This window comes from Bradyrhizobium sacchari, from assembly GCF_002068095.1.
Lineage (GTDB): Bacteria > Pseudomonadota > Alphaproteobacteria > Rhizobiales > Xanthobacteraceae > Bradyrhizobium > Bradyrhizobium sacchari.
In genome coordinates, this window is record NZ_LWIG01000012.1 from 369,923 (window position 1) to 390,719 (window position 20,797).

The 20,797-nt window shown below is 60.8% G+C and carries 24 protein-coding genes and 1 pseudogene; 2 read left to right on the forward strand and 23 right to left on the reverse strand.

The window, feature by feature from the left end; translation table 11 throughout:
• Window positions 1–405 precede the first annotated feature (405 nt).
• The 11 genes from A5906_RS16955 to A5906_RS17005 all read right to left on the reverse strand — a co-directional run bounded on the left by A5906_RS16955 (window position 406) and on the right by A5906_RS17005 (window position 9,523).
• Window positions 406–822 carry a TadE family protein gene (locus A5906_RS16955; protein ID WP_245326761.1) on the reverse strand — a complete coding sequence of 139 codons (417 nt, stop codon included), beginning with the start codon at window positions 820–822 and terminating at the stop codon, window positions 406–408.
• Window positions 822–2,165 carry a TadG family pilus assembly protein gene (locus tag A5906_RS16960; protein WP_080136505.1) on the reverse strand — a complete coding sequence of 448 codons (1,344 nt, stop codon included), beginning with the start codon at window positions 2,163–2,165 and terminating at the stop codon, window positions 822–824. Before A5906_RS16960 ends, A5906_RS16955 begins: the two co-directional genes overlap by 1 nt.
• Before the next feature lie 8 nt (window positions 2,166–2,173).
• On the reverse strand, window positions 2,174–2,620 hold the full coding sequence (locus A5906_RS16965) for a hypothetical protein (protein ID WP_080136506.1): 447 nt from the start codon (window positions 2,618–2,620) through the stop codon (window positions 2,174–2,176).
• A 54-nt stretch (window positions 2,621–2,674) separates the two neighbouring features.
• Window positions 2,675–3,322: a methyltransferase family protein gene (locus A5906_RS16970; RefSeq protein ID WP_080136507.1), complete on the reverse strand. Its 648-nt coding sequence runs from the start codon at window positions 3,320–3,322 to the stop codon at window positions 2,675–2,677.
• A gap of 2 nt (window positions 3,323–3,324) precedes the next feature.
• Entirely contained in the window at window positions 3,325–4,233 is a 909-nt protein-coding gene (locus A5906_RS16975) for a type II secretion system F family protein (RefSeq protein ID WP_080136508.1), read from the reverse strand.
• Window positions 4,230–5,162, reverse strand: a complete 933-nt coding sequence (locus A5906_RS16980; RefSeq protein WP_167523617.1) for a type II secretion system F family protein — start codon at window positions 5,160–5,162, stop codon at window positions 4,230–4,232. The genes A5906_RS16975 and A5906_RS16980 overlap by 4 nt, the downstream gene beginning before the upstream one ends.
• Window positions 5,159–6,535, reverse strand: coding sequence for a TadA family conjugal transfer-associated ATPase (locus A5906_RS16985; RefSeq protein WP_080136510.1), 1,377 nt, complete (start codon window positions 6,533–6,535; stop codon window positions 5,159–5,161). Before A5906_RS16985 ends, A5906_RS16980 begins: the two co-directional genes overlap by 4 nt.
• Window positions 6,532–7,656, reverse strand: a complete 1,125-nt coding sequence (locus A5906_RS16990) for a CpaE/TadZ family protein (RefSeq protein WP_245326762.1) — start codon at window positions 7,654–7,656, stop codon at window positions 6,532–6,534. The genes A5906_RS16985 and A5906_RS16990 overlap by 4 nt, the downstream gene beginning before the upstream one ends.
• 77 nt (window positions 7,657–7,733) lie before the next feature.
• The gene (gene cpaB, locus A5906_RS16995) at window positions 7,734–8,702 is read right to left on the reverse strand and encodes a Flp pilus assembly protein CpaB (protein WP_080136512.1); all 969 of its coding nucleotides are present in this window, start codon (window positions 8,700–8,702) and stop codon (window positions 7,734–7,736) included.
• A gap of 1 nt (window position 8,703) precedes the next feature.
• Window positions 8,704–9,210: an A24 family peptidase gene (locus tag A5906_RS17000; RefSeq protein WP_080136513.1), complete on the reverse strand. Its 507-nt coding sequence runs from the start codon at window positions 9,208–9,210 to the stop codon at window positions 8,704–8,706.
• A 97-nt stretch (window positions 9,211–9,307) separates the two neighbouring features.
• On the reverse strand, window positions 9,308–9,523 hold the full coding sequence (locus tag A5906_RS17005; protein ID WP_080136514.1) for a hypothetical protein: 216 nt from the start codon (window positions 9,521–9,523) through the stop codon (window positions 9,308–9,310).
• Window positions 9,524–9,879: 356 nt separating this feature from the next.
• Between A5906_RS17005 and A5906_RS41445 the strand changes: the two are divergent.
• Window positions 9,880–10,035, forward strand: a pseudogene (locus A5906_RS41445) (AMP-binding protein); the annotation flags it as partial.
• A 159-nt stretch (window positions 10,036–10,194) separates the two neighbouring features.
• Here A5906_RS41445 and A5906_RS17010 read toward each other — a convergent pair.
• The 12 genes from A5906_RS17010 to A5906_RS17065 all read right to left on the reverse strand — a co-directional run bounded on the left by A5906_RS17010 (window position 10,195) and on the right by A5906_RS17065 (window position 19,517).
• Window positions 10,195–11,229: a Gfo/Idh/MocA family protein gene (locus tag A5906_RS17010; protein ID WP_080136515.1), complete on the reverse strand. Its 1,035-nt coding sequence runs from the start codon at window positions 11,227–11,229 to the stop codon at window positions 10,195–10,197.
• 6 nt (window positions 11,230–11,235) lie between these two features.
• Entirely contained in the window at window positions 11,236–11,685 is a 450-nt protein-coding gene (gene aroQ, locus A5906_RS17015) for a type II 3-dehydroquinate dehydratase (protein ID WP_080136516.1), read from the reverse strand.
• A gap of 13 nt (window positions 11,686–11,698) precedes the next feature.
• Window positions 11,699–12,445 (reverse strand): amino acid ABC transporter ATP-binding protein, encoded by a 747-nt coding sequence (locus A5906_RS17020; protein ID WP_080136517.1) that lies wholly within the window; start codon window positions 12,443–12,445, stop codon window positions 11,699–11,701.
• Between the two features lie 61 nt (window positions 12,446–12,506).
• Window positions 12,507–13,334 carry a transporter substrate-binding domain-containing protein gene (locus A5906_RS17025; RefSeq protein ID WP_080136518.1) on the reverse strand — a complete coding sequence of 276 codons (828 nt, stop codon included), beginning with the start codon at window positions 13,332–13,334 and terminating at the stop codon, window positions 12,507–12,509.
• Window positions 13,335–13,385: 51 nt separating this feature from the next.
• Window positions 13,386–14,042 carry an amino acid ABC transporter permease gene (locus A5906_RS17030; protein WP_080136519.1) on the reverse strand — a complete coding sequence of 219 codons (657 nt, stop codon included), beginning with the start codon at window positions 14,040–14,042 and terminating at the stop codon, window positions 13,386–13,388.
• Between the two features lie 10 nt (window positions 14,043–14,052).
• On the reverse strand, window positions 14,053–14,721 hold the full coding sequence (locus tag A5906_RS17035; protein WP_080136520.1) for an amino acid ABC transporter permease: 669 nt from the start codon (window positions 14,719–14,721) through the stop codon (window positions 14,053–14,055).
• 51 nt (window positions 14,722–14,772) lie between these two features.
• Window positions 14,773–15,627: a shikimate dehydrogenase gene (locus A5906_RS17040; RefSeq protein ID WP_080136577.1), complete on the reverse strand. Its 855-nt coding sequence runs from the start codon at window positions 15,625–15,627 to the stop codon at window positions 14,773–14,775.
• A 15-nt stretch (window positions 15,628–15,642) separates the two neighbouring features.
• Window positions 15,643–16,470 carry a shikimate dehydrogenase gene (gene aroE, locus A5906_RS17045; RefSeq protein ID WP_080136521.1) on the reverse strand — a complete coding sequence of 276 codons (828 nt, stop codon included), beginning with the start codon at window positions 16,468–16,470 and terminating at the stop codon, window positions 15,643–15,645.
• 9 nt (window positions 16,471–16,479) lie between these two features.
• A complete protein-coding gene (locus tag A5906_RS17050; protein WP_080136522.1) occupies window positions 16,480–17,700 on the reverse strand; it encodes a CaiB/BaiF CoA transferase family protein in 1,221 nt (406 codons plus the stop codon).
• Window positions 17,697–18,167, reverse strand: a complete 471-nt coding sequence (locus A5906_RS17055) for a MaoC family dehydratase (RefSeq protein WP_080136523.1) — start codon at window positions 18,165–18,167, stop codon at window positions 17,697–17,699. Before A5906_RS17055 ends, A5906_RS17050 begins: the two co-directional genes overlap by 4 nt.
• A gap of 14 nt (window positions 18,168–18,181) precedes the next feature.
• Window positions 18,182–18,568, reverse strand: a complete 387-nt coding sequence (locus A5906_RS17060) for a VOC family protein (protein ID WP_080136524.1) — start codon at window positions 18,566–18,568, stop codon at window positions 18,182–18,184.
• A 4-nt stretch (window positions 18,569–18,572) separates the two neighbouring features.
• Complete coding sequence (locus tag A5906_RS17065; RefSeq protein WP_080136525.1) at window positions 18,573–19,517, reverse strand: ketopantoate reductase family protein; 945 nt, start codon at window positions 19,515–19,517, stop codon at window positions 18,573–18,575.
• Window positions 19,518–19,620: 103 nt separating this feature from the next.
• On the opposite strand from A5906_RS17065, the gene A5906_RS17070 reads away from it, so the two are divergent.
• Window positions 19,621–20,589, forward strand: coding sequence for a LysR family transcriptional regulator (locus A5906_RS17070; RefSeq protein WP_080136526.1), 969 nt, complete (start codon window positions 19,621–19,623; stop codon window positions 20,587–20,589).
• The last annotated feature ends 208 nt before the right edge of the window (window positions 20,590–20,797 follow it).

Genomic DNA, 20,797 nt, shown 5'->3' on the forward strand with positions numbered 1-20,797 from the left:
GTGCCCCGGCGTCCCAACAACTCTCCTTCGCGCACGTAGAGCTTCCGCCGGTCTTACTACAAATCCGTTACCTTCGTGCCGGCGCGCGGCCAATGACAGCCTGGTTCCGCGCCCGCAAAGGATTCTCCGACCGCGAACAGCAGCTTAGGATCATCATCCTTCATACTGCGTCGTTGCAAGGCGAGACCCCCGTCCCGCTGCCGCGGCGCATCAGAAAACTCTCCTATGTTGCCAGTGAGCACCACTCGCCAGCCAGTCCGGTACTATATTGCAGCGCACGCGTGTGGCCCGCTCCCCGGCCCCCGCGGCGGCGACCGCTTTTCGACTTGGCGAATCTTCCTTCGGCCAAGGCGACTCAGCCTCTCCCTCGCTCAGATGGTCCAGATAAGTTCCAGGAGAGCGGCTCTAGAAGGGAATGGTCGTGGATGCGCTCGGCGCATTGAGTGCCGTACCCCATATCGGCATCAGCATCTTGAAGCTTGCTTGGGAGGCTGTAACGGTCAAATTGTTGGAACTGGCCCCGACGGTCAGCGTGGGTGTGAGGTGGCCGAAATACAGGAATGGCGCCGCGGTCTGCTTGGCCGTCGTGGAGAGGGGATCCCCGGTGCAGCCGGCCGGCGACTGCGGCGGGCTTTGAAGCATGGCAGGCGAGTAGCAGCCAATCATAACCGCCCGGGCGCCGGCGGCCGCCAGTGTCCGCAACGATTGCATCGTGATGGCATAGCGTCCGAGATCGATGATAGCGAACATCAATGTGAAAAGCGGCACGAACACCATGATGAATTCAAACGGCGCGATACCGCGATTGTCGAGCCTTCTCATCACTGCACCAAAGAGACGACTTGAGTGAAGGCGATTACATTTGGAGCACATCCGTCCGTGCTCAAATACGCGCCGCCACTGAGGTTGAGCGTCTTTGCGATCACACTCGAGCAGGTCGTATTGGAAGGTTGCGTCGACCCGCCAAACGACACATCTGCTTTGGGAAAGTACATCGCGCCCGCAAGCTTGATCACGCCGTTGCCGCCGATGCTGACGGTAGCCCTTGATTGATCGTCAATCAGAACCCCGTTCAAAGCAGAAGAGAAAGCGTTGGTCGTGGGAGCGGAGAGATTGACATTCCCGCCATTGATGGTGAGGCTCGAAGTCCCGAGCAATACAAGCGTTACGCCTGTGCCGCTGACCGTTCCGCCAAAGCTTATCGTTGCATTGTAGAAAAAATACGTTCCCGCGGCAAAATTGACTGTGCCCCCGGCGTTCACCTTGAGGTCGCTGTACACTCCGCTGGCGCTGTTCGGATTCAGCGAGCAGGTCTGACCATTGGTGACATTCCCACCGCATGGTTTTGTTGATGGGCTCGTCCTCGTGTTGAACGACGCAGCGTCCAGTCCTTGCAATGGATTGATCGCAGGAGGCATGAAGTAGTTGTGCGTCACGCCCGGATTGGCGCAGGTGTTGGTAGGAGAACAGCCAGTTGCACCAAAGACGGCCCATCCTGAACCCGTGAAAGAAGGCGTGCTGGCAAATTGGACGCTGTCATCCGACATGATCGGGCAACCCGTTCCGTTGCTGCTGGAGCTACCGGAAATCTTGAGCGCTCCGCCTCCACTGTTCGGATTAGGTCCAAGCGCCAGGGCGCACACCTTGCTCGGCAACTGAACCAGAGCAATGGCTTGGGCGGGGATGTTGACCGTGGTCAAGCCCAGCACTGCCGACAAGTACGCCGGCTGTTGCTGGCTGACCCTGGCGCGAACGGCGTTGCCGGTGCTTGAGCCTGGTGGCGGCGTTGTGAACGTGCCTGAACTGTAGGTGCCGATATCGATCTGCACGGCTCGCGAGACTCTGGTCGGAAGGCTGGATGGACACTGGGTGTCGGGATAGGGCGTGCTGTCCTTCGGACTGGAATTGCAAAATCCATTCTGGGCCGCGAATTCCTTGCCGCGATAGTCCACCGATTGCGCGTCGCAGCTCGCGCCAGCAATCGTGCATGCAAGCCGCAAGGCGCCCGAATAGGCCCCCGAGTCAGCGGCGTTCTGTGCGTGCTTGCGGGTGACGTACCAGGATCCAGCCTCAGCCCCGAGCGCGACCGCTCCAATCAATGGTACGAGCGCGATGGCCGTTGCGAATGCGGCCGAGCCTCGTTGGGTACGGAGCAGATTGCGCATGGAAGCACCTACTGGAAGCGCTCTGAGTAGTTCAGCGTGTACGTACAAGACGTGGGACACAGCACCGACCCCATAAAAGGCGGGCGCGGCCCAATCGGAGCCAAAGTGATGGTTGTCGAAAATGTAATGTACTTCGGAGACGCAATATTGCTCGGCGAGCAGGTGGCGCCCGCATCTCCGCATTTCACCTGGAGATTGCTGATCGTATGACCGGAAACCGTCGTCTGTAGCCCTGGCCTCCATGTGACCGTGCCGTCGGGGCCGAGCGGATTGTAGTACTGGACGTACTGCCCGAAGGAGCGCAACGCCGACCAGGCGGAGATGAACTGGAAGCCCGCGGCGGCGATGTCGACGAGCGGCACAAGCAGGAACGACACGAGGAAAATGTAAACGATCATGGTCTCAAGCCCGACCGCGCCGCGTTGATCCGCGATAAAAGCCTTCTTGTGGCTCATGAGCCCACCTCAACCGATACTCACCGCGCCGGTCGTCAACCGGATCAATAGCACTCACCAGACGTGAGGGATCAGTCTCCAGCGCGATGCCTCGTAAGCGGAATATTCAGGGCAGTTGCGCCGAAGCAGATCCTCTTCGTAATAAATTCGGCAAATCTGGACGCCGACATGCAAGACGAGCAAGACCGCCGTAAGCGGCGTCGGGCTTCTCAGCACCACACCCAACACCGCGATTTCTTCCGCCAGGTACAGCGGATGCTTGATCCACCGATACGGACCTGTCTGCACCACGTTACGCGCCTGAGGCACAAGACTGAACGACCTGCCAAGATGTCGAATGGTGACCAGCATCATGATCATGCCGGTCAACACGCACGCGGTGGACGCCAGGTTCGGCAACGCCTGGTCGGTTTTGCCGAAGAAGGCGATCGTCCATGGCATATAGGTGCCGACGAACGCCGCTAGCCGTGGCAGAAGGCCATCCGCTTGCGCCTTTGCCGGCGGACGCGTCATCGTCAACAGCCCCAGCAGCACGTAAAAGACAGCAAGGCAAAAACTCGACAACAGCGACGGCCAAGGATCATTGACAGATGATCCAATCTTGATGGTGACGCCAAATGCCAGCAACATGAACCACATGCCGCCGAACAATTGCATCGTTCGATCGTAAGAGGAGGCTTTAGACAGGGCAACCGTGCTCATGGCTACTTGCCGAAGCTAGCGAACGAACGCACGAGGTGCAGAATGGGACTTCCTCCCAAAATGACGAACATGGCCGGGAGCAGGAACAACACCATGGGAATGGTCAGCTTCGCGCCCAACTTGTGCGCTCGCTCTTCAAGCCTGGTAATACGTTCTCGCCGCAGGTCGACGGCGATGGTCCGCAGAGCTTGGCCCACCGGCGTTCCGTATTGCAGGCTTTGAGCGATCATGGTGCCGAACCGGCGAAGCCCGTCCGAGGTGGCCCCTAATTTCTCGAATGCCTCGCTGCGATTTGGCAGTATCCGGAGATCGTCAATAAGACTGTGCAAGACCCGCGAGACAGAAGGATTGGTCTCGCTCATTTCCTGTGCTACCCGCGCGAGCCCGCTCTCCAGACCCATTCCCGCTTCGCTGCACACAACCAGCAGATCGATCATGTCCGGCGTGCCTACCCGAATGGCAGCATCAAACCGCCGCTTCATCATCGCCAGTATCCATCGCGGTCCCAAAATCCCGATCATCACGCCGATCAGCGTGAAGGCCAGCACATCCGTCAGTGCCCTCCCGAGAAGCAGAGCGACACCCGCGGCGATGATCGGGCAAAGGAACATGCTGACGGCTTTGACACCGATCCAGGTCGGTAACGCTCGGCGATGATTGAAGCCCGATGATTGAAGGATGGCTCGGAGCTGGTCCAGGTTTTCCTCGGCGTAGAAGCGGCGGTACCGCATGCCCAGCCATGAAAACCAACTGGTCACGTCTTGGAATGGGGCCGACCGGTAAGGGATCCCCATCACAGCGTTCGACACCCGCGTGTCCAACGCACGAAGGTGTAATTCCTGGATGATCAAGACGCAGGTCGCACTGCCAGCTGCTAGTGCGAGGGCTGCCAGAACTAGCTCAACAGTCATAGCTCTGTTTCCCTTCTGACCATCCAGCTTATCACCACCGCTCCGAGAAGCACCGAGCCCACCGCGTAAGCCAGCAGCTTGTTTCCAACCGGATCCGTGAACAACAGATCAACCGTTTGCGGATTGGAGGCGTACAACACTGCGCCTCCGATTAACGGCGAGAGCGTCAGCGCTCGCGATGAGAAGATCACCTCTCCCGCCAGCGCCTTGGCGCGAGCAGCCAGCGCAACACGCTGCCTCACCGTGTCTCCCAGGTTTTGCAAGGTTTCAGCCAAGCTGCCACCAGACTTCAACTGGACTGCAAGCGTCACCGCAAACATTGCATATTCCGCCACTCGCGTTCGCCGATAGACAGCTTCGACAGCTTGTTCCGGAGGTCTTCCCAGATTCACCTCGCTGCATACGATGGCAAACTGGCCGGCCGTTGGTTGCGGCATGTCGCGTGCGAGGGCGCGAAATGCTTCGTGTACTGGCAGACCAGATCGAACGGTACTTGTCACCAGCTGGATCGCATCAGGAAGCTGTCGAAAAAGCTGAAGGGCCACGCGACGTTGCTGCCATCCAAACAGGCCTCGCATCACGATGACGCCGGCGATTACGGCGGCAACGCACCCGTAGAGGATGGAATATCCGAGCAGGTGAACCGCATAGAGAGCTGCAGCTGCTGCGAAGGCACTGGCAATCAGCACATAGGCCGGATGCCAAATGTAGGGTATGTCAGGATTGTGATTGGCCAGGCGATGGAGAAACACGGATCCGGACCCGGTCTCCAGCCGACGAATGGATGGCAGACTAGCTGAATGTGATGCTGGCATAGCAATCGCCAGCTGCCGGTCGATGCGTCTTTCCCGAGCGTCGATCCACAACGAAATGGCTGCTGCGCACATCGCGAGCGCAAGAACAGTGACAATCACGGACTCCGGCATCACACCTGCCTCATGGCCTCGGCCCAAGCTCCATCCAACCCGAAATAGACGAGACGGCTCTTGAATTTCGGGGTTGCGAGATTGCACCTGTAGGAGCCCGAAATACGTCCATTAACATCTTCCTCGTGATACTCGAAGGCTGCGATGTCATTGGTCGTGATAACGTCTCCTTCCAGGCCGACCACCTCGCTGATCTGCACGATACGGCGCTGTCCGTCCCGCATGCGCTCGACCTGCACGATGAGATCCAGCGCGGCGACTATCTGAGCTCGAATGGCGCGCGACGGTAGATTCACCTGCCCCATCTGCACCATGTTTTCGATGCGGGTCAGGGCATCCCGGGTACTATTCGCGTGCACCGTGGAGATCGAGCCATCATGGCCGGTATTCATCGCCTGCAGCATGTCGAATGCTTCTGCGCTGCGTACCTCGCCAACAACGATCCGGTCAGGACGCATGCGCAGCGCATTCACCAGCAGATCCCGTTGCGTCACCTGCCCCGTGCCTTCGAGACTGGGAGGCCGGGTCTCCAGGCTGACCACGTGCGGCTGCTGAAGCTGCAACTCCGCGGCATCCTCGATCGTGACAATACGCTCGCTGTGATCGATGAACTGACTCATGGCGTTCAGGAGCGTCGTCTTGCCGGAGCCGGTACCGCCGGAGACCAGAACATTGAGCCGGGACCGGGCGGCGATCTCCAGCAACTGGCCGATGGCCTGGCTCATTGAGCCGTTTTCGATCAATCCGGCGAGATCGAGACGGCGGCTTGGAAATTTTCGGATGGAGATGCACGGACTATGAATCGCCAGCGGCGGGAGAATGATGTTGACGCGACTGCCATCCAGCAGGCGACAATCCACCATCGGACTGGACTCGTCGACGCGCCGTCCAACCTGGGCGGCAATTTTCTGAGCGACGGACGCGATGTGATCATTGTCGCGGAACCGCACCGCAATCCTTTCCAGCTTTCCGGCTCGCTCGACGTAGACGTTACTCGGTCCGTTGACCATGATGTCGCTGATCGACTGGTCCAGCAAAAGCGGACGGAGCGGCCCAAATCCCGTCATGTCGTCCGCGATCTCGTCTGCCAGAAGAAGCTGCTCGCGACCGGACAGCTCGAGCCGTTCCTCGTTGGCGATCCCGTGGATGATTTCCTCGATCTGGCGGCGGAGAACGTCGCGCGAAACAGTCGCGGCCACTGACGGCTCAATCTGCTCGATGACCCGCTCGCGCAGCGAGGTTGCCATCAGAGGCCGCTGCGGCGCAGGCTCGTGCCTGGGCGCAGCTGCGGGCAAGCTCGGCGGCGACGCAGGCAATGGCGTTGGTGCCGACAAATGAGCTGGCGTATCGTCGTCGCGCCTACCGAAAGTCTTCATCGTCCGAACAGGCTCCTCAGCCATCCCTTCCGCTCGGCGTCGAGCCCCGTGATCTCCCGTACAATGGGAGCGAGGTGACGTCGCAGTCCTGATACGTGCTTCAGCGCCGGAATTCCGAGATTGACCGCCTGGGTCATGCCCTTCCCGAGATCAGGCACCACCATGTCTGGTTCTGCACCCAACGCTTTGACGATGGCCGCCCGGGGAAGACCACCCGGGCGATCGGCACGGTTGAGCAACGTAAACACGCGATCCTTACCGGCGATATTGGTCACCGCAGCGCGCACCGCATGGGCATTGCGCAGTCCGGTAACCTCGGCTTCCAGCAGCACCAGCACGTGACGGGAAAGCGCAATCACAGGGTGGATGGATGCCGGAAACGGCACTGGGACATCGACAACGATGTAATTGAACCGTTGGCGGAGCAGACCCAGCACGTGTCTCACGCCCGCCTCGGTGATGTCGAGGTGCGCATCCAGCTCCTCATCCCCGGAGATCAGGCAAACCCGCTCATTGACCTCGATTGCCGCGCGTTCGAGGAACAACGTGTCCGCCCGCATCGGATTTTCCAAAGCGATGCGGAGCCCTGGACCGGGCTGAACACCGAGCATCACCGCCGTCTCGCCGCCTTGCAGATGGAGGTCGAGCAGTGCCACCTTGGCCTTGGTCGTTTCGGCCAGCTGCAGCGCGAGATTGATGGCGATGCTCGTCGCGCCGGCACCGCCCTGCGCGCCGCAGATCGAGATCACATGCCCGCCACGGTCGGGCTGGCGTGCCCCCATCGCGCCAAGCAGCTTGGGTCGCAGCTGGTCCAGCACCATGTCCCGCGTGATCGGCTTCGGCAGATATTCGGCCAAGCCGAGCTCCATCAGCGCGCGGTAGAAGGTGATCTCCCTGTTCTCACCGATCAGAGCTACGCGGACATCGGGCGGGCAGACGCTGGCCAGCCTCTCCAGTTCGGCGAAGGGATCATCGATGCCGCTGATGTCCGTCACCAACGCGAATAGATCGGTGTCGGTTTCGAGCATTCGTATCGCATTCCGGATCGTGCCACGCTTGATCGAAATGTTGCTGCCTTCGAGGCCCTTGCGCATGGCGGCCGCACTGAGCTCGTCATTCACGAAACAGACGATGCGGTTGCGCGTGACGACGGAGGTGACTTCTTCGGGCGAAGCGGCGACTGCAATGTTAGCACTCATCAACGTTTCTCCAGCAACTTGCCTGCCTGAACCACCATCGTCGCACCTCGGTGCGAAATTATCGATCCGTCGCAGTTGACCAGAGCGTCGCCTGGGTCCTGCTTCCTGACCGAGTATTGCTTGACCTGACCGCCTGCATGGACGACGACCGCTGCAGTTCGGCCGGCAATTGCATTCTGCCGAGCAATTTCCGGCGACACGTCGCAGCTGGACATGGCGCCAGTCTCAGCCGCGGTGTCCCACTGCTCGACTGCTGCCCTTACGGCCAGGGAAAGCGTTCCGAGCTGCTTTGCGACCGTGATCTTCTTGACCTGATCCGGCGCAAGCTCCAACGACACAGTTTGCGGTTGCTTGCCGGCCACCGAGCTGATGGTGCGACCGCCCTGGACAATCTCCTGGTCAATCGCGATAACTCGAATGTTGCTCAGAACTGTTTCACTCAGAGCGCGACGCGCGGGATCCGCCTTCTCGAATACCTGGGTCAACAGGATATCAACGTAATCACCGGGCCTGATCAGCCCCGAGACGCCAGACTCCTCGTCCACCTTGATACTGATGGCTCGGCTATCCGGTGCCAGGACGCTGGCCAGGAAACCCCGATCTCTCGGCCGCAATACGTCCTGTAAGGTGATCGGGCTGCCAGCCTCGACGAACTTGCGAACCAGAGAACCGGGAAGTCCGACCTTCGAGTCGGACGTTTCAAGAATCGCCCCTGCCGGAAGATGTTCAGGCGGCACCTGGCGTACCGCGAAGTCTTCTTCGCGGGCCAATGTCCCCTTCGGCAATGGACGTGCCGCAACAAAGTATCCGGCGGTCGGGGCCGCCGCTGGCGCCGGAGCTGTCTCTGCGACTTTTACTGGGACTGGAGGCTGCGCCTTCGGCAGGTTCATGTTGTAGGCAATCAGCCCAAACGCTGTGGTTGCGAGCAGAAGCACCACGATGATCGACAGACGCAGCGCGGATGACATCTCATATTCCCTTGCTCAAAATGGTCCAAATGCCGCCGCAGGCAATAGCAACTCCGTAAGGTAGCGGGGCGTGTCGCAAATGGCGCCAACGCTCGATCGCGTAGACCCGGCGTGCAAGCGACGATCCGGCGGGTGCCAACCTGGGATATGGAAGGAGGCGCATCACCAGATGCACCAGGGCAAGCACGCCACCGGCCAGCACGGTTATCGTCAATAGCTGAATCGCGCCGGCCGGCGGAAAACCGATCGCCAAGGCAGTCAGCAACTTGACGTCGCCGCCGCCAAGTCCTCCGCAAGTGTACACGACCAACAGCAGCAGAAAGAGGATCGCGGTTGTTATCAGCGACTCGGCAACTTGCATCGGGTTGGGCAGTTGACTGGCGATCCCGAGGAGCGCCAGCGCCACGCAGATTTCGTTTCGGATCAAGCGCGTCGCGATATCGATCGTTGCGACATAGAGCAGCAACAGGATCACCAGAATCGAGGCTGTGGAAGCGATCCAACTCATAAAATGCACAGCTCAAAAAGTGGAATGCAACCGAAAAGGCGGGAGCACACATAAGGGGGGCAGCCCGGATTGCCCCCCTCCGGGTCAGACGACCGTATCAACCCGCGATGGCTGTCGCGAAAGCGGTAGTGATAGCGGTGATCCCGGTAGTCAGCGCGGCTCCGATCTGACCACCAGCTCCGCCACCGAACACGGCACCTACTGCGCCAACGATACAAACCGCGACGATAATGTACTCGAACGACACAACACCGTCCTGGTCCGTGCGCAGGCGCTTCAACGTTTCCGCGGTCCTGATATAGTGCTTCAACATGGTGGCAATTCCTTCCTTGAGATGAATTTGGCGATGCCAACGTGACGATTTATAATCTCTGATTGAGCCGATGCGCCGGGGAATTTGGGGGTACCTCTGGCGACTCCGATCCATCGCTACGCTCGCCGCGTTGAAGGCGCCATCCGCGAGGACGGCCGTTAACCAAGCGGCCGGTGCACACGTCGCGCTTGCCAGATGGCTCTTATCGGCTTGATGCGGAGACCTTGCGCCTTGGTACTGCCTATCAACCGATCGCGAACGAACGCGCAGGAAATCAAGGAGGAAGACGATCGATAGTCTGCCGCTTATAACGGTGGAGTTGCACGTTCGAGTCCTGCTGTCGAAAAGGTCAGTCGATGGAGGGCTACGACAACCTCATCGCCGACAGCGCGCCAATCACCGACCCCATGCGCAAGGGCGGCGATCTCGCCGGCATCTTCTACACCGGCGGGACCACCGGCCGTTCCAAGGGCGTGATGCTCAGCCACCAGACCGACAACGCGCTCGCGAATGTGGAGTGAAGGTGCACTACCGCCCCAGTCATCCGACTGAAAGTGGGCATTCGTCGCACGATCATAGTGTTTCGTGTACTTACTATTAGTGACAGTCCGCTAAATGTCGTCGTTCTTGAGCTATGACCTCGATACCCCGACGTTGAGTACTTTCCGGTATCAAACCGATACGAAACCCCCGGTTTCCGCCGCGCGTTTGACCGCGTCGATCACTCTGAGGGTTTTCAGCCCCTCGCGCGCACTCACCACAGGCTCGGCTGTACCGCGGATAACCCCGCAGAAATTTGTGATCTGTAGCCCGAGCGGGTCTGCTTTCTCGTAGCTCAGCCGCTCACGCTCAATCGGCGCCCACCAGCTGGCCTTGCTTGGGTGATGCCACAGTTCGAGTTGCGGAATAGCCAGCGATGCCCTCGTGCCGCCGATCTGGTAGCAGGCCTCCTGCGTCTGACTGTAAGCCGGGTTCTCACCGGCGGTGAATTCCCAGCTCCAAGGCGACTGGATGGTATCGGAGACATTGACCGTACCCAGCGCGCCCGAGGCGAAGTGCAGAATGATCACCGCGGTCTCTTCGACCGCATTTCCACGCAGCCGATTGGATTGAGCGGCTTGCACCGCGACGATATCCCCACAGAGGTACCGCAGCAGGTCGACATCGTGGATGAGATTTAGGAAAACAGGCCCCGCCCCTTTTTCGCGGCGCCAGGCGACGTCGAAATAATCGTCCGGCTTGATCAGCCAGAACATGCCGTGCATCGACACGATCGGGCCAAGCCGGCCGCTGTCGATCTCGGCCTTGGCGCGTTGGATCATAGGGTTATGCCGGCGATGATGGCCGGTGAGCAGCGGCACACCTGCCCGCTCCGAGGCTTCGACCAGGGTCGCTGCAGCGAGGACGTCATCCGCTAGCGGCTTCTCGATGAGCGCCGGGATGCGAGCCGCGATACAATCCATGCCGTTGGCCACGTGCATCTGGTTGGGGGTGGCGACAACCACCCCTTCCGGCCGATTTCCGGAGAGCATGTCCTGAAAGGACGGAAACCAGTCCACCTTCAGCGAAACCGCCAATTCTCGCGCCGCCGGCGCCGGGTCGACGATCGATGACAGCATCGCCTCCGGCCGCGTGAGAATGTGTTCGATATGTCGCTTGCCGATGAGACCCGCTCCCATCACCGAGAGGCGGACGGGTGCGCTCATACGACACTACCCCTTCTTTTCATCAAGCAGCTTGGCCACGCGACGCAAGCCGAGCAGATAACCCTGCGTGCCGAAGCCTGCGATGACTCCATCAGCTCGTTTGGAGACAAACGAGTGGTGGCGGAATTCCTCGCGCTTGTGCACGTTGGAAATATGCACCTCGATTACTGTCCCCTCGAACGTGTTCAAAGCATCCAGGATGGCGACTGACGTATGGGTGAAAGCGGCGGGATTCATCACGATCCCGGCAGCCGTCTCCCGCGCCTCGTGGATCCAATCGATCAGCTCGTATTCCCGGTTGGATTGATGAAAGCGAAGCTCCAGGCCGAGCTCCTCGGCCAGCGCCCGGCAATCCCGCTCCACGTCTGCCAGCGTCTCGTAGCCATAGATGTGGGGCTGGCGCTTGCCGAGCAAATTGAGATTTGGTCCGTTGAGGACATAGACAAGACGACTCATGAGAGAACTCCGTTCAGTGATGGGCGAGGATTTCGCCAAGGAACTGCCTGGTGCGGGCGTGCTGAGGATTGCGGAAGAACGCGTCGGGCGCGCCTTCTTCGATGATCTGGCCTTCGGCCATGAAGATGACGCGGTCGGCAACCTGGCGGGCAAAGCCCATCTCGTGGGTGACGCAAATCATGGTCATGCCGTCGTTGGCGAGGCCTATCATCGTGTCGAGCACCTCCTTGACCATCTCGGGATCGAGGGCCGAGGTCGGCTCGTCAAACAGCATCACCTTAGGCTGCATGCAGAGCGCGCGCGCGATCGCGACGCGCTGTTGCTGGCCGCCCGAAAGCTGAGCCGGATACTTCCCGGCCTGGTCACCGATGCGCACGCGCTCGAGGTATTTTCGCGCAGTCGCCTCTGCCTCAGTCTTGCCGATGCGGCGCGCGCGAATGGGCGCGAGCATGCAGTTCTGCAAGACCGTCATATGCGGAAAGAGATTGAAGCTCTGAAAGACCATGCCGACGTCCTGACGTACCACATCGATGGCCTTGATGCTGTCGTCCAGCCGATGACCGTTCACCACGATGCTGCCCTGCTGGATCGCCTCGAGACGGTTGATGCAGCGGATCAGCGTCGATTTGCCTGACCCGGACGGGCCGCAAAGTACGATCTTCTCACCTTTACGCACGGTGAGATTGACGTCACGGAGAGCCTGGTACCCGCCGTACCACTTCTGCACGCCCTTCATCTCGATCAGGATATTGTCCTGCATGGATTCGGCTCCGCTATCGGGCGGCGGCCAACGCGGATGGCGCGTCGGCCGCTCGCAATGGCTATTGAACGGTGAAGGGAACGCCGGGGACCGAGTCCGGGAAGATGGGTACAGGCGCCTTCATCCATTTGGCGTAGAAGCTCGCCAGTTTGCCGTTCGACTTGATCTGGTCGATGAACTTGTTGGCCGTCTCGTTCCACTCCTTGTCGCCGAGGCGCGTGCAGGCCCCGTTGTACAGCGCCGTGAAATGGAGCTTGGGCTCGAACCCAAGTTCGGGCTTTGCGGCGTTTAGACGCTGCGGGTAGAAGCTGTTTGCGCCGACGGCCTGCACCTGACCGGAGAGCAGCGCCTGGATCGTGGCCGCATCATCGTCAAATCTGCGGATTTCGGTGCCCGCCGGAGCATTATTGGTGACCTGCGTATCCTGCGTGGAGGACCTCGGAACGCCGATGACGAACTTGGCCATGTCGGCATTGCTGTTGATCGGAGTTGTCTGGGCGGCGACAAGCGTAATCTCGTTGGCGACGTAGGGTTTGGAATACTGCACCGCCTTCGCGCGTTCAGGCAGCATGGCCATGGTCGCGAACAGAATGTCGACGCGGCCTGTGGTCAGCGCCGGAATACGATTGGCCACCGCCAGCGGGACGAACTCGGCCTTCACGCCGAGATAGTCAGCAAAGGCGCGCCCCATATCGGCATCGATTCCATCCTGCTTTCCCGAGCTATCGACATAGCCCCAGGGGGGATTGTCGCCCTGAATGCCGATGACGACGACGCCCTTCTTCTTCACGTCTTCCAACGTGCCGGCCTGCGATTTGCCTGCGACGGCAATAGCCGTCAATGCCAGCAGCGCGATGCCGAGCTGGCGACGGTTGGGTGAAAACAACATGAGTATCTCCTCCTGGTGATGGCTGTTTGTGATTGAGTAGGTGCGCCGTTCCTACCTTTGACTGGCCAGAGCGAGCCTGGCCTCCATCCGACTGCCCCACCACGACAGTGGCCAGCAGAGGATGAAATACATCGCGCCGACCACACCGAAGACGAGCAACGGCTGGAAGGTCTGGTTCGATACGATTTGACCGGCGCGGGCGAGTTCGATGAAGCCGACGATCGCGGCGAGCGACGTGCCCTTGATGAGCTGCACGAGGTACCCGATGGTCGCGGGCAGCGAGATGCGAATTGCCTGCGGTAGCACGATATCGCGCATGCGGGACGAATAGTGCAGTCCAAGCGCCATCGCCGCCTCGGTCTGGCCGCGCGGCACCGCCTGTATCGCTCCGCGCCAAATCTCACCAAGGAAGGCGGAGGCATTCACGGTGAAGCCGATCGCCACCGCGACGAACGCGTCCAGCTTCAGCCCGGTTAGCGCCAATCCGTAATACACGACGAAAAGCTGCAGCAGCAGCGGCGTGCCTTGGAATATCCCGATGTAGATGCGGGTGATCCATTCCACGCCCCTATGACCGCAGGTACGAAGCAGCGCGACGGCGAGCCCCGCCGTGCAGCCTCCTGCGAATGCGACCAGCGTCAACAGCACCGTCCATTGCAGCCCGCGCAACAGGAAACCAAATTCTGGAAGACCAAAATGCGGTGTCATGATCGCTCCCTCAGCGTGTTGGATATGAGAAGAAGCGGTGAGAGATGACCGCAAAGCCCAGCATTAGCAGCCAGGAGATCGCGAGATAGAGGAAGGTGACGGAGAAATAGACCTCGAAACTACGGAATGTGTCGCTTTCGATGCGCTGCGCAACCGACGTCAATTCGTAGGCCGACACCGCCGAGCAGATCGAGGAGGTCAGCGTCAGCATGATGAACTGCCCCGTAAGCGAGGGGTAGATCGCGCGAAGCGCGGGCTTGAGCACGATGAACCGGAACACCTGTCCTTTGTGCAGTCCGAGCGCGTAGCCCGCTTCCACCTGTCCTTTATGAACGGACTGGACCCCGCCGCGGATGATCTCGATGGCGTATGCGCCGCCATTGACACCGAGCGCGATAATGGCGGTGGCCGTCGGATTGAGCTTCAACCCGATGAGCGGCAGGGCGAAGAACAGAAAGAAAATCTGCACCAAGAAAGGCGTATTGCGCACGACCTCGACGAAGCCGATCACGAGAGCACGTAACCATGCCGCCTTCGAATCGCGTGCCGCGACGCCGGCGACACCGATGATCATCGCGAGCGTCATGCCGGCAAGCGCCAGGCCCAACGTCCCCACGCATCCCCACAGCAGCGCGGGCATAGCCTGCCAAACCACCGAGAAATCGAGCGTGTAGCCCATCTTGCGTTTCCTCTCGGGCGTTGTACGTGCCGCTCGCCCATCGGCCTGACGTCATCCTCCCAGGGATGTAAAAGTGGCGAAGAAGACGTCCGGATCAGGCGACATGCCCGTGAACAAGCGAAATGCTTCGGTGCCCTGGAAGATCGCCATGCCTCCGCCATCGACGGTGCGGCAGCCGAGGGCACGCGCTGCGCGCAGCAGCGCAGTCTCTAGCGGGAAGTAGACGATCTCGGCGACCCACAGATCGGGACGCAACAGAGCCGTCGGCAGCGGCGTGCCGGGATATTTGTCCATGCCGATGGGCGTTGCGTTGACGATTCCGTCTGCGGCAGCCACCGCCGCTGCGACATCCCGGCCGACCTTCAGGCGCACTTCTGGGAATCGGGGGGACAAGCCGTCGACCATACTCTGCGCCTTGGCTACGTCGACGTCGATAATGGTCAATTCCTGCACGCCGAGCTTCATGAGTGCGAAAGCGACCGCCGATCCTGCGCCGCCTGCACCGAATTGGACGACTTGGCCGAGCGAGGCACCCTGCATGTTGCGACGAAAGTTCTCGGCGAAGCCGAACCAGTCAGTGTTGTGGCCGGTCATTCGACCGTTCCTGATCACCACGGTGTTCACGGCACCAAGTGCCTCCGCGTCAGGCGAAAGCTCATCCAGGAGCGGAAGGATCGCCTGCTTGCAGGGATGGGTCACGTTCAACCCGTCAAAACCCATCCGCCTTGCCGCCGTGAGCAATTCCGGCAACGCTTCCACGCCGAGCTTCAGCTCGGCCAGATCGATCTTCTTGTAGAGATAGCGGATGCCGGCGGCGTCAGCAGCCGCTTCGTGCATCGGCGGGGTGCGGGACGCAGCGATGCCGCTGCCGATCAGACCGACGAGAAAGCTGGATTTGGGATGCATGCCCGGCATCGCCCGTCAGCTCAAAGGGACAGTCAGCTCGGCGATGACCTGAGCCGTGCTCGGTCGAACGCCCCGCCACCAGGCAAAAGCTTCCGCCGCCTGCTCGACCAGCATGCCGACGCCGTCGGCCAGCTTGGCTACGCCTTCGGCGCGGGCCGCTTGAAGAAAGGGAGTCAATCCCCTGCCGTAGGCAAGTTCGTACGCCAACTTCGCACCGCGGAAGACATTGCCTGGAACCGGCGGCATCTCACCCCGCAGGCTGGCCGATGTCGCGTTGACCACGACGTCATAGCCTTCGGCAAGATCGGCCAGTTCAGCATAGCCGCTGACGATCAGGGTACCACAACCGGCAAACTCTTCGGCCAATGCCACAGCCTTCGATAAGGTACGATTGACGAGAACCAACTCGGACGGCTCCTGGCGCAGGAACGGCAGCAGCGCGCCACGCGCTGCGCCCCCGGCACCGAGCATCAGGACGCGCCGGCCGGCCATCTTGACGCCGAGATTGATGGTGATGTCTCGCACGAGGCCTATCCCGTCGAAATTCTCGGCAATAATCCGATCGCCCACGAACTTCAGGCAGTTTGCGGCGCCAGCTCTGTCGGCGCTCTCTGAAAGCTCGTTTGCGTAAGCGAAAGCATCGAGCTTGAACGGGGCCGTGATGTTCAGCCCCTTGGCGCCCTCGGTCCGGAATTGATCCACTCGTGCGTTGAAGCCATCGAGCGGGGCCTCGATCGCCTCATAGACAACGTCCTGTCCCGTCATCTTGGCGAACTTGCCGTGGATGAGGGGTGATTTGCTAAAGCCGATCGGATTGCCGATCACCGCGTAACGATCGCCCATGGCTCTCTCCTACACCGCGGCTTCGTTGTAGAGGACGCCGTCGCGCACCATTTCGTCGACCTGTTCGGTAGAGAATCCCAACGAGGCTGCGATGCGGCGATTATCCTGACCGAGCAACGGCGCCGGCGTGCGCACCGTCGTGTCGCAATCGGAGAAATGAAAAGGCAGGTTAGGCAGCGTCACCTTGCCGAGCACGGGATGCTCCTGCTCGACCAACATGCCGCGCGCGTGGATCTGTGGATCCTTCACGACTTCTGCGATGGTCTGCACTGGGGCGGACGGCACGCCTGCGTCTTCAAGAGCGGCAAGACACGCGTCACGCGAAGGCTGTGACAGCGTCCAGTTGCGCACGATCTCCATCGCGTCGGCATAGTGCGCGTTGCGGGAAGCCGGCTTGGCAAAGCGCTCGTCGGACGCCAATGCATTCCCGCCGATCAGCCTCGCCAATCTCTTCCACGCATCATCGACTTGCGCGGCAATGACGAGATTGCCATCCTTGGCAGGAAACACACCGTAGACGGTCGAATCCGGCTGGCCGCTACCGGTCTGCTTCGGCAGGTCGGTGCCGCCCGAGAGGAAGTAGCGCTGCACGGCGAAGTCGTGCATCGACACCATACAATCATAGAGTGCCAGATCGATGTGTTGGCCATGGCCGGACGAAGCACGACCGACGAGCGCCGCATTGATCGCAGCCACGCCATGAATGCCGGTATACATATCGGCCAAGGGCATACGCAGCAGCGGCGGCGCTTCACCGGGACTGCCGAGTTGCGCCATTGCGCCGGACATCGCCTCGGCAATCAGCCCGAAGCCCGGACGGTCGGCGTACGGGCCGGTGTGGCCATAGGCAGAAACCGAGCAATAGACCAACCTCGGATTGCGCTCAGACAGTGCCTTGAAGCCAAGACCGAGGCGCTCAAGTGCGCCAGGACGATAGTTCTCGATGAACACGTCCGCGGTTTCGACCAGCTTCAGCATCAACTCGAGGCCGCGTCTGTCACGCAGGTCGACGCACAGTCCTTGCTTGCCCATGTTCTGCTGCAGGAAGTAGCCGGACTGTCCATCCTTGAAATACGGATGCGCGCGGCCGGCATCGCCCTCCTTCGGACGCTCCACCTTGATCACCTCCGCCCCCAGCGCTGCGAGGCAGCGGCCCATGAAAGGGCCAGCCAAAAAGTGGCTATAGTCGATGACACGAATGCCCTTCAACGGCAGGCGCTGTGTGTTCATGCCGGCTCTCCCTCGGCCTTCGCCTTTGGGCGCATCGGGATCATCAGCCGATGCTCACCGAGCTGCACCACCTGGCCATGCTGGTTGATCAGTTCGGAAGGGAGCACCACGATGCCCCAACCCTCGCGCTTGGTGGTCCGCATCGAGCCGACGCGGAATTTGACGTGGACGGTGTCGCCGAGCTTGATCGGCAGCTTGAAATCCCAGGTCCAGCCGAGTGACATGCCGGGCAGGAAGCGGTATTCAGCGCGGGTTTTCAGGCCATCGGCGAGCGAAAGCCCAAACAGCCCATGCGCGACGCGGGTGCCGAACGGCGTGGTCCTCGCGTATTCCTCGTCGACATGAACAGGTGTGAAATCACCGGTGAGCTCGGCGTAGGCGTTCACCATCGCCTCGGTAACTGTCACCGACGGGGTGATACATTCGTCGCCGACGGCGGCATCATCCCAGTAGCGTTCATCGCTCATTGATCGATCTTCCTTCAGGCACGGGGATTGATTGCCAGGGCGACTTCCACCGCGCCGGCGCTCGCTTGCAAGATCTCCACGTTCAGCCCACCCGGCAGTTCAAGCCAGTTCGGTCCGGCAGGCAGGGCCGTGGCTCCCCAAGCGGCGGCACGGGCGAGCACACCGTCGTAATCGTCGACCATGATGCCGAGATGGGCGAGACGCCCCTCCGGTCCGACGAAGCTCGGATCCTCGATGAGTTGCACGCTTCCGAGCACCCACACCTGGCGAGGGCGCGCGCCTTCGGCCGCCTGCTCGTCGCGGATACCGAGGCCAAGCACCTGGCGGAAGAAATCGACGTGGCGGTCTATATCCGGCACCCGGATGGCAACGTGTTCGATATAGGCGCGGGGGAGTGTCATCGCCTCAGGCCTTTCCAGGGTAGTCGGTGCGCGCATATTCGAGACCCTTGACCAACGCGACGATGGTGGAATTCACAGGGGTCGGCATGTTGAGCTTGGCGCCCCAGCGCACGACCGAGCCGTGAATGTAATCGACCTCGGTCAGATTGCCCGATTGCAGACTCTGCAGCATCGAGGTTTTGAACTCGGGCGGCAGCCCGGCAGATGCCATGGTCCACGCGCGGCGCGGATCGGTGATCGAAACCTTTACACCTGCGGCCTGCGCCACCGTGATGCCCTCGGAAATCGCCGCGAGCGCACACTCTTCCAGGGCCGGTAGCGAGTAGAGGCCGCCATAGGTGAGCCCGGTGATCGCAGTGATTCCGCCGCCGGCAACATTGATGAAGAGCTTGTCCCACATCGTGCCCGTGATGTTGTCGCTGAGCAGGGTGAGAATTCCGGCGCGGTTGAAGGTCTCGGCGATGCGTTGCGCACGCACTGTGACGCGGCCATCGAGCTCGCCGATGATGGTCTCCTTGCCGATCACGCCGGAGCGAACAAAGCCCGAGCCGAGCAGCACGCCACCGACATATGTCTTGCCTGCCAGCACCCGGCCGCCGCCGACTTCCTCCGATAGAATTTCCTCGTGGCCAAGACCGTTCTGCAGCGACATCACGACCGTTTGCGGGCCGATGATCGGCGCCGCGGCACGGATCGCATCGCGCGTATGGTAGGATTTGACCAGCACGATCACGAGGTCGGCCACCCCACCGACCTCGGCCGCGGAGGTGCACGCGGTGACCTTTGCAATGCTCTCGACATCGCCCTCCAGCATGCGGAGGCCATGCGCATTGATCGCTTCGACGTGAGCACGGAATGGGTCGATCAGCCAGACGTCTGCCCCGCCTCGCGCCAGCGTGCCGCCGATCGTCGAGCCCAATGCCCCCGCTCCGACAAAGCAGATCCTCATCCGAACGCTTCTCCCTGAGCAACTTTGACGTTGGAAGCTCGGATACCAGCCGCCGGAACATTTTGATATGCTATGGGACTTATATTGATTATTGTGAATCACAATGACGCGTCATGACCTGCCCCACGCCAACCTGCTTGACCCCCGCCTGTTGCGGCTCTTCGACGCGCTGTTCACCACGGGCAGCGTCACCAAGGCGGCTGAGAGACTGGGTCAAAGCCAGCCGACGGTTTCCATATGGCTTGCGCGCCTGCGACAGGAACTTGACGATCCGCTGTTCGTCCGTTCGCCGGAGGGAATGCTACCGACGCCTCGGGCGGAAGCGCTGATCGGCACCGCGAGGCAGGCACTGGAAATGCTGCGGCGGCTGGCCGAGCTGCGCACGGACTTCGATCCAGCCACCGCCAAGCGGCGCTTCAGTATCTGCATGACGGACGCAAGCCATATTACGTTACTTCCGGCCATCCTCGCCCATGTTCGCCACGTCGCGCCAGGCATCCGGATCGAGGCGGCACAGATCGGCATGGATACTCCTCGCACGCTTCAGTCCGGCGAGGGCGATCTGGCGCTCGGCTACATCTCGGACCTAGATGCCGGCCATTTCCAACAGGCGCTGTTTCCGCAGGATTGGGTCTGTTTGGCGAACGCTCATCATCCTCGCATCAAGGATCGCATCACACTAAGAGATTTCAGGCGTGAGGCTCACGTGCTCATTCGATCCGGCACGGGGCATCAACTGCTCGCTGACGCCTCCCAGGAACAGGGAATCGCGCCGGACATCGCGCTGGAGCTGCCGGGCTTTCTCGGCCTGCCCGCGATCATCGGGACCACCGACCTGATCGCTACGCTGCCGCGCCACATCGGCGAAACCCTGGCACACTATTACGGGCTGCGCGTGCTCGCGTGCCCGCTACCGATCCCCAGTTTTACGGTCAAACAATATTGGCACGCCCGCTTCCATCATGATCCCGCAAGCCAGTGGTTGCGCGGCGTTTGCGCCGAGCTTTTCCAGCAACAGGACGTCCGCGGCCTGCATCGCTCAAGCCGACCGCTGAAAAGCAAGCCGACTTGACTGGCAGCATGGCAAAGCATCTGTTGCTCCCCCACGCAGCCTCGCCTTATTCTCGACGGGTAGTCGGGAAGGCCAACCATTATTGCATTTCCCAATAGAGTCTATCACGCCTCGCGCATATACGCCGACGGCAAAGCCTCCTAATCCTTCCTCAAACACCAGCGCGGCAGCCGCTGGAGAAGGCGGGAGGCCTATCGCTATTGTTGCG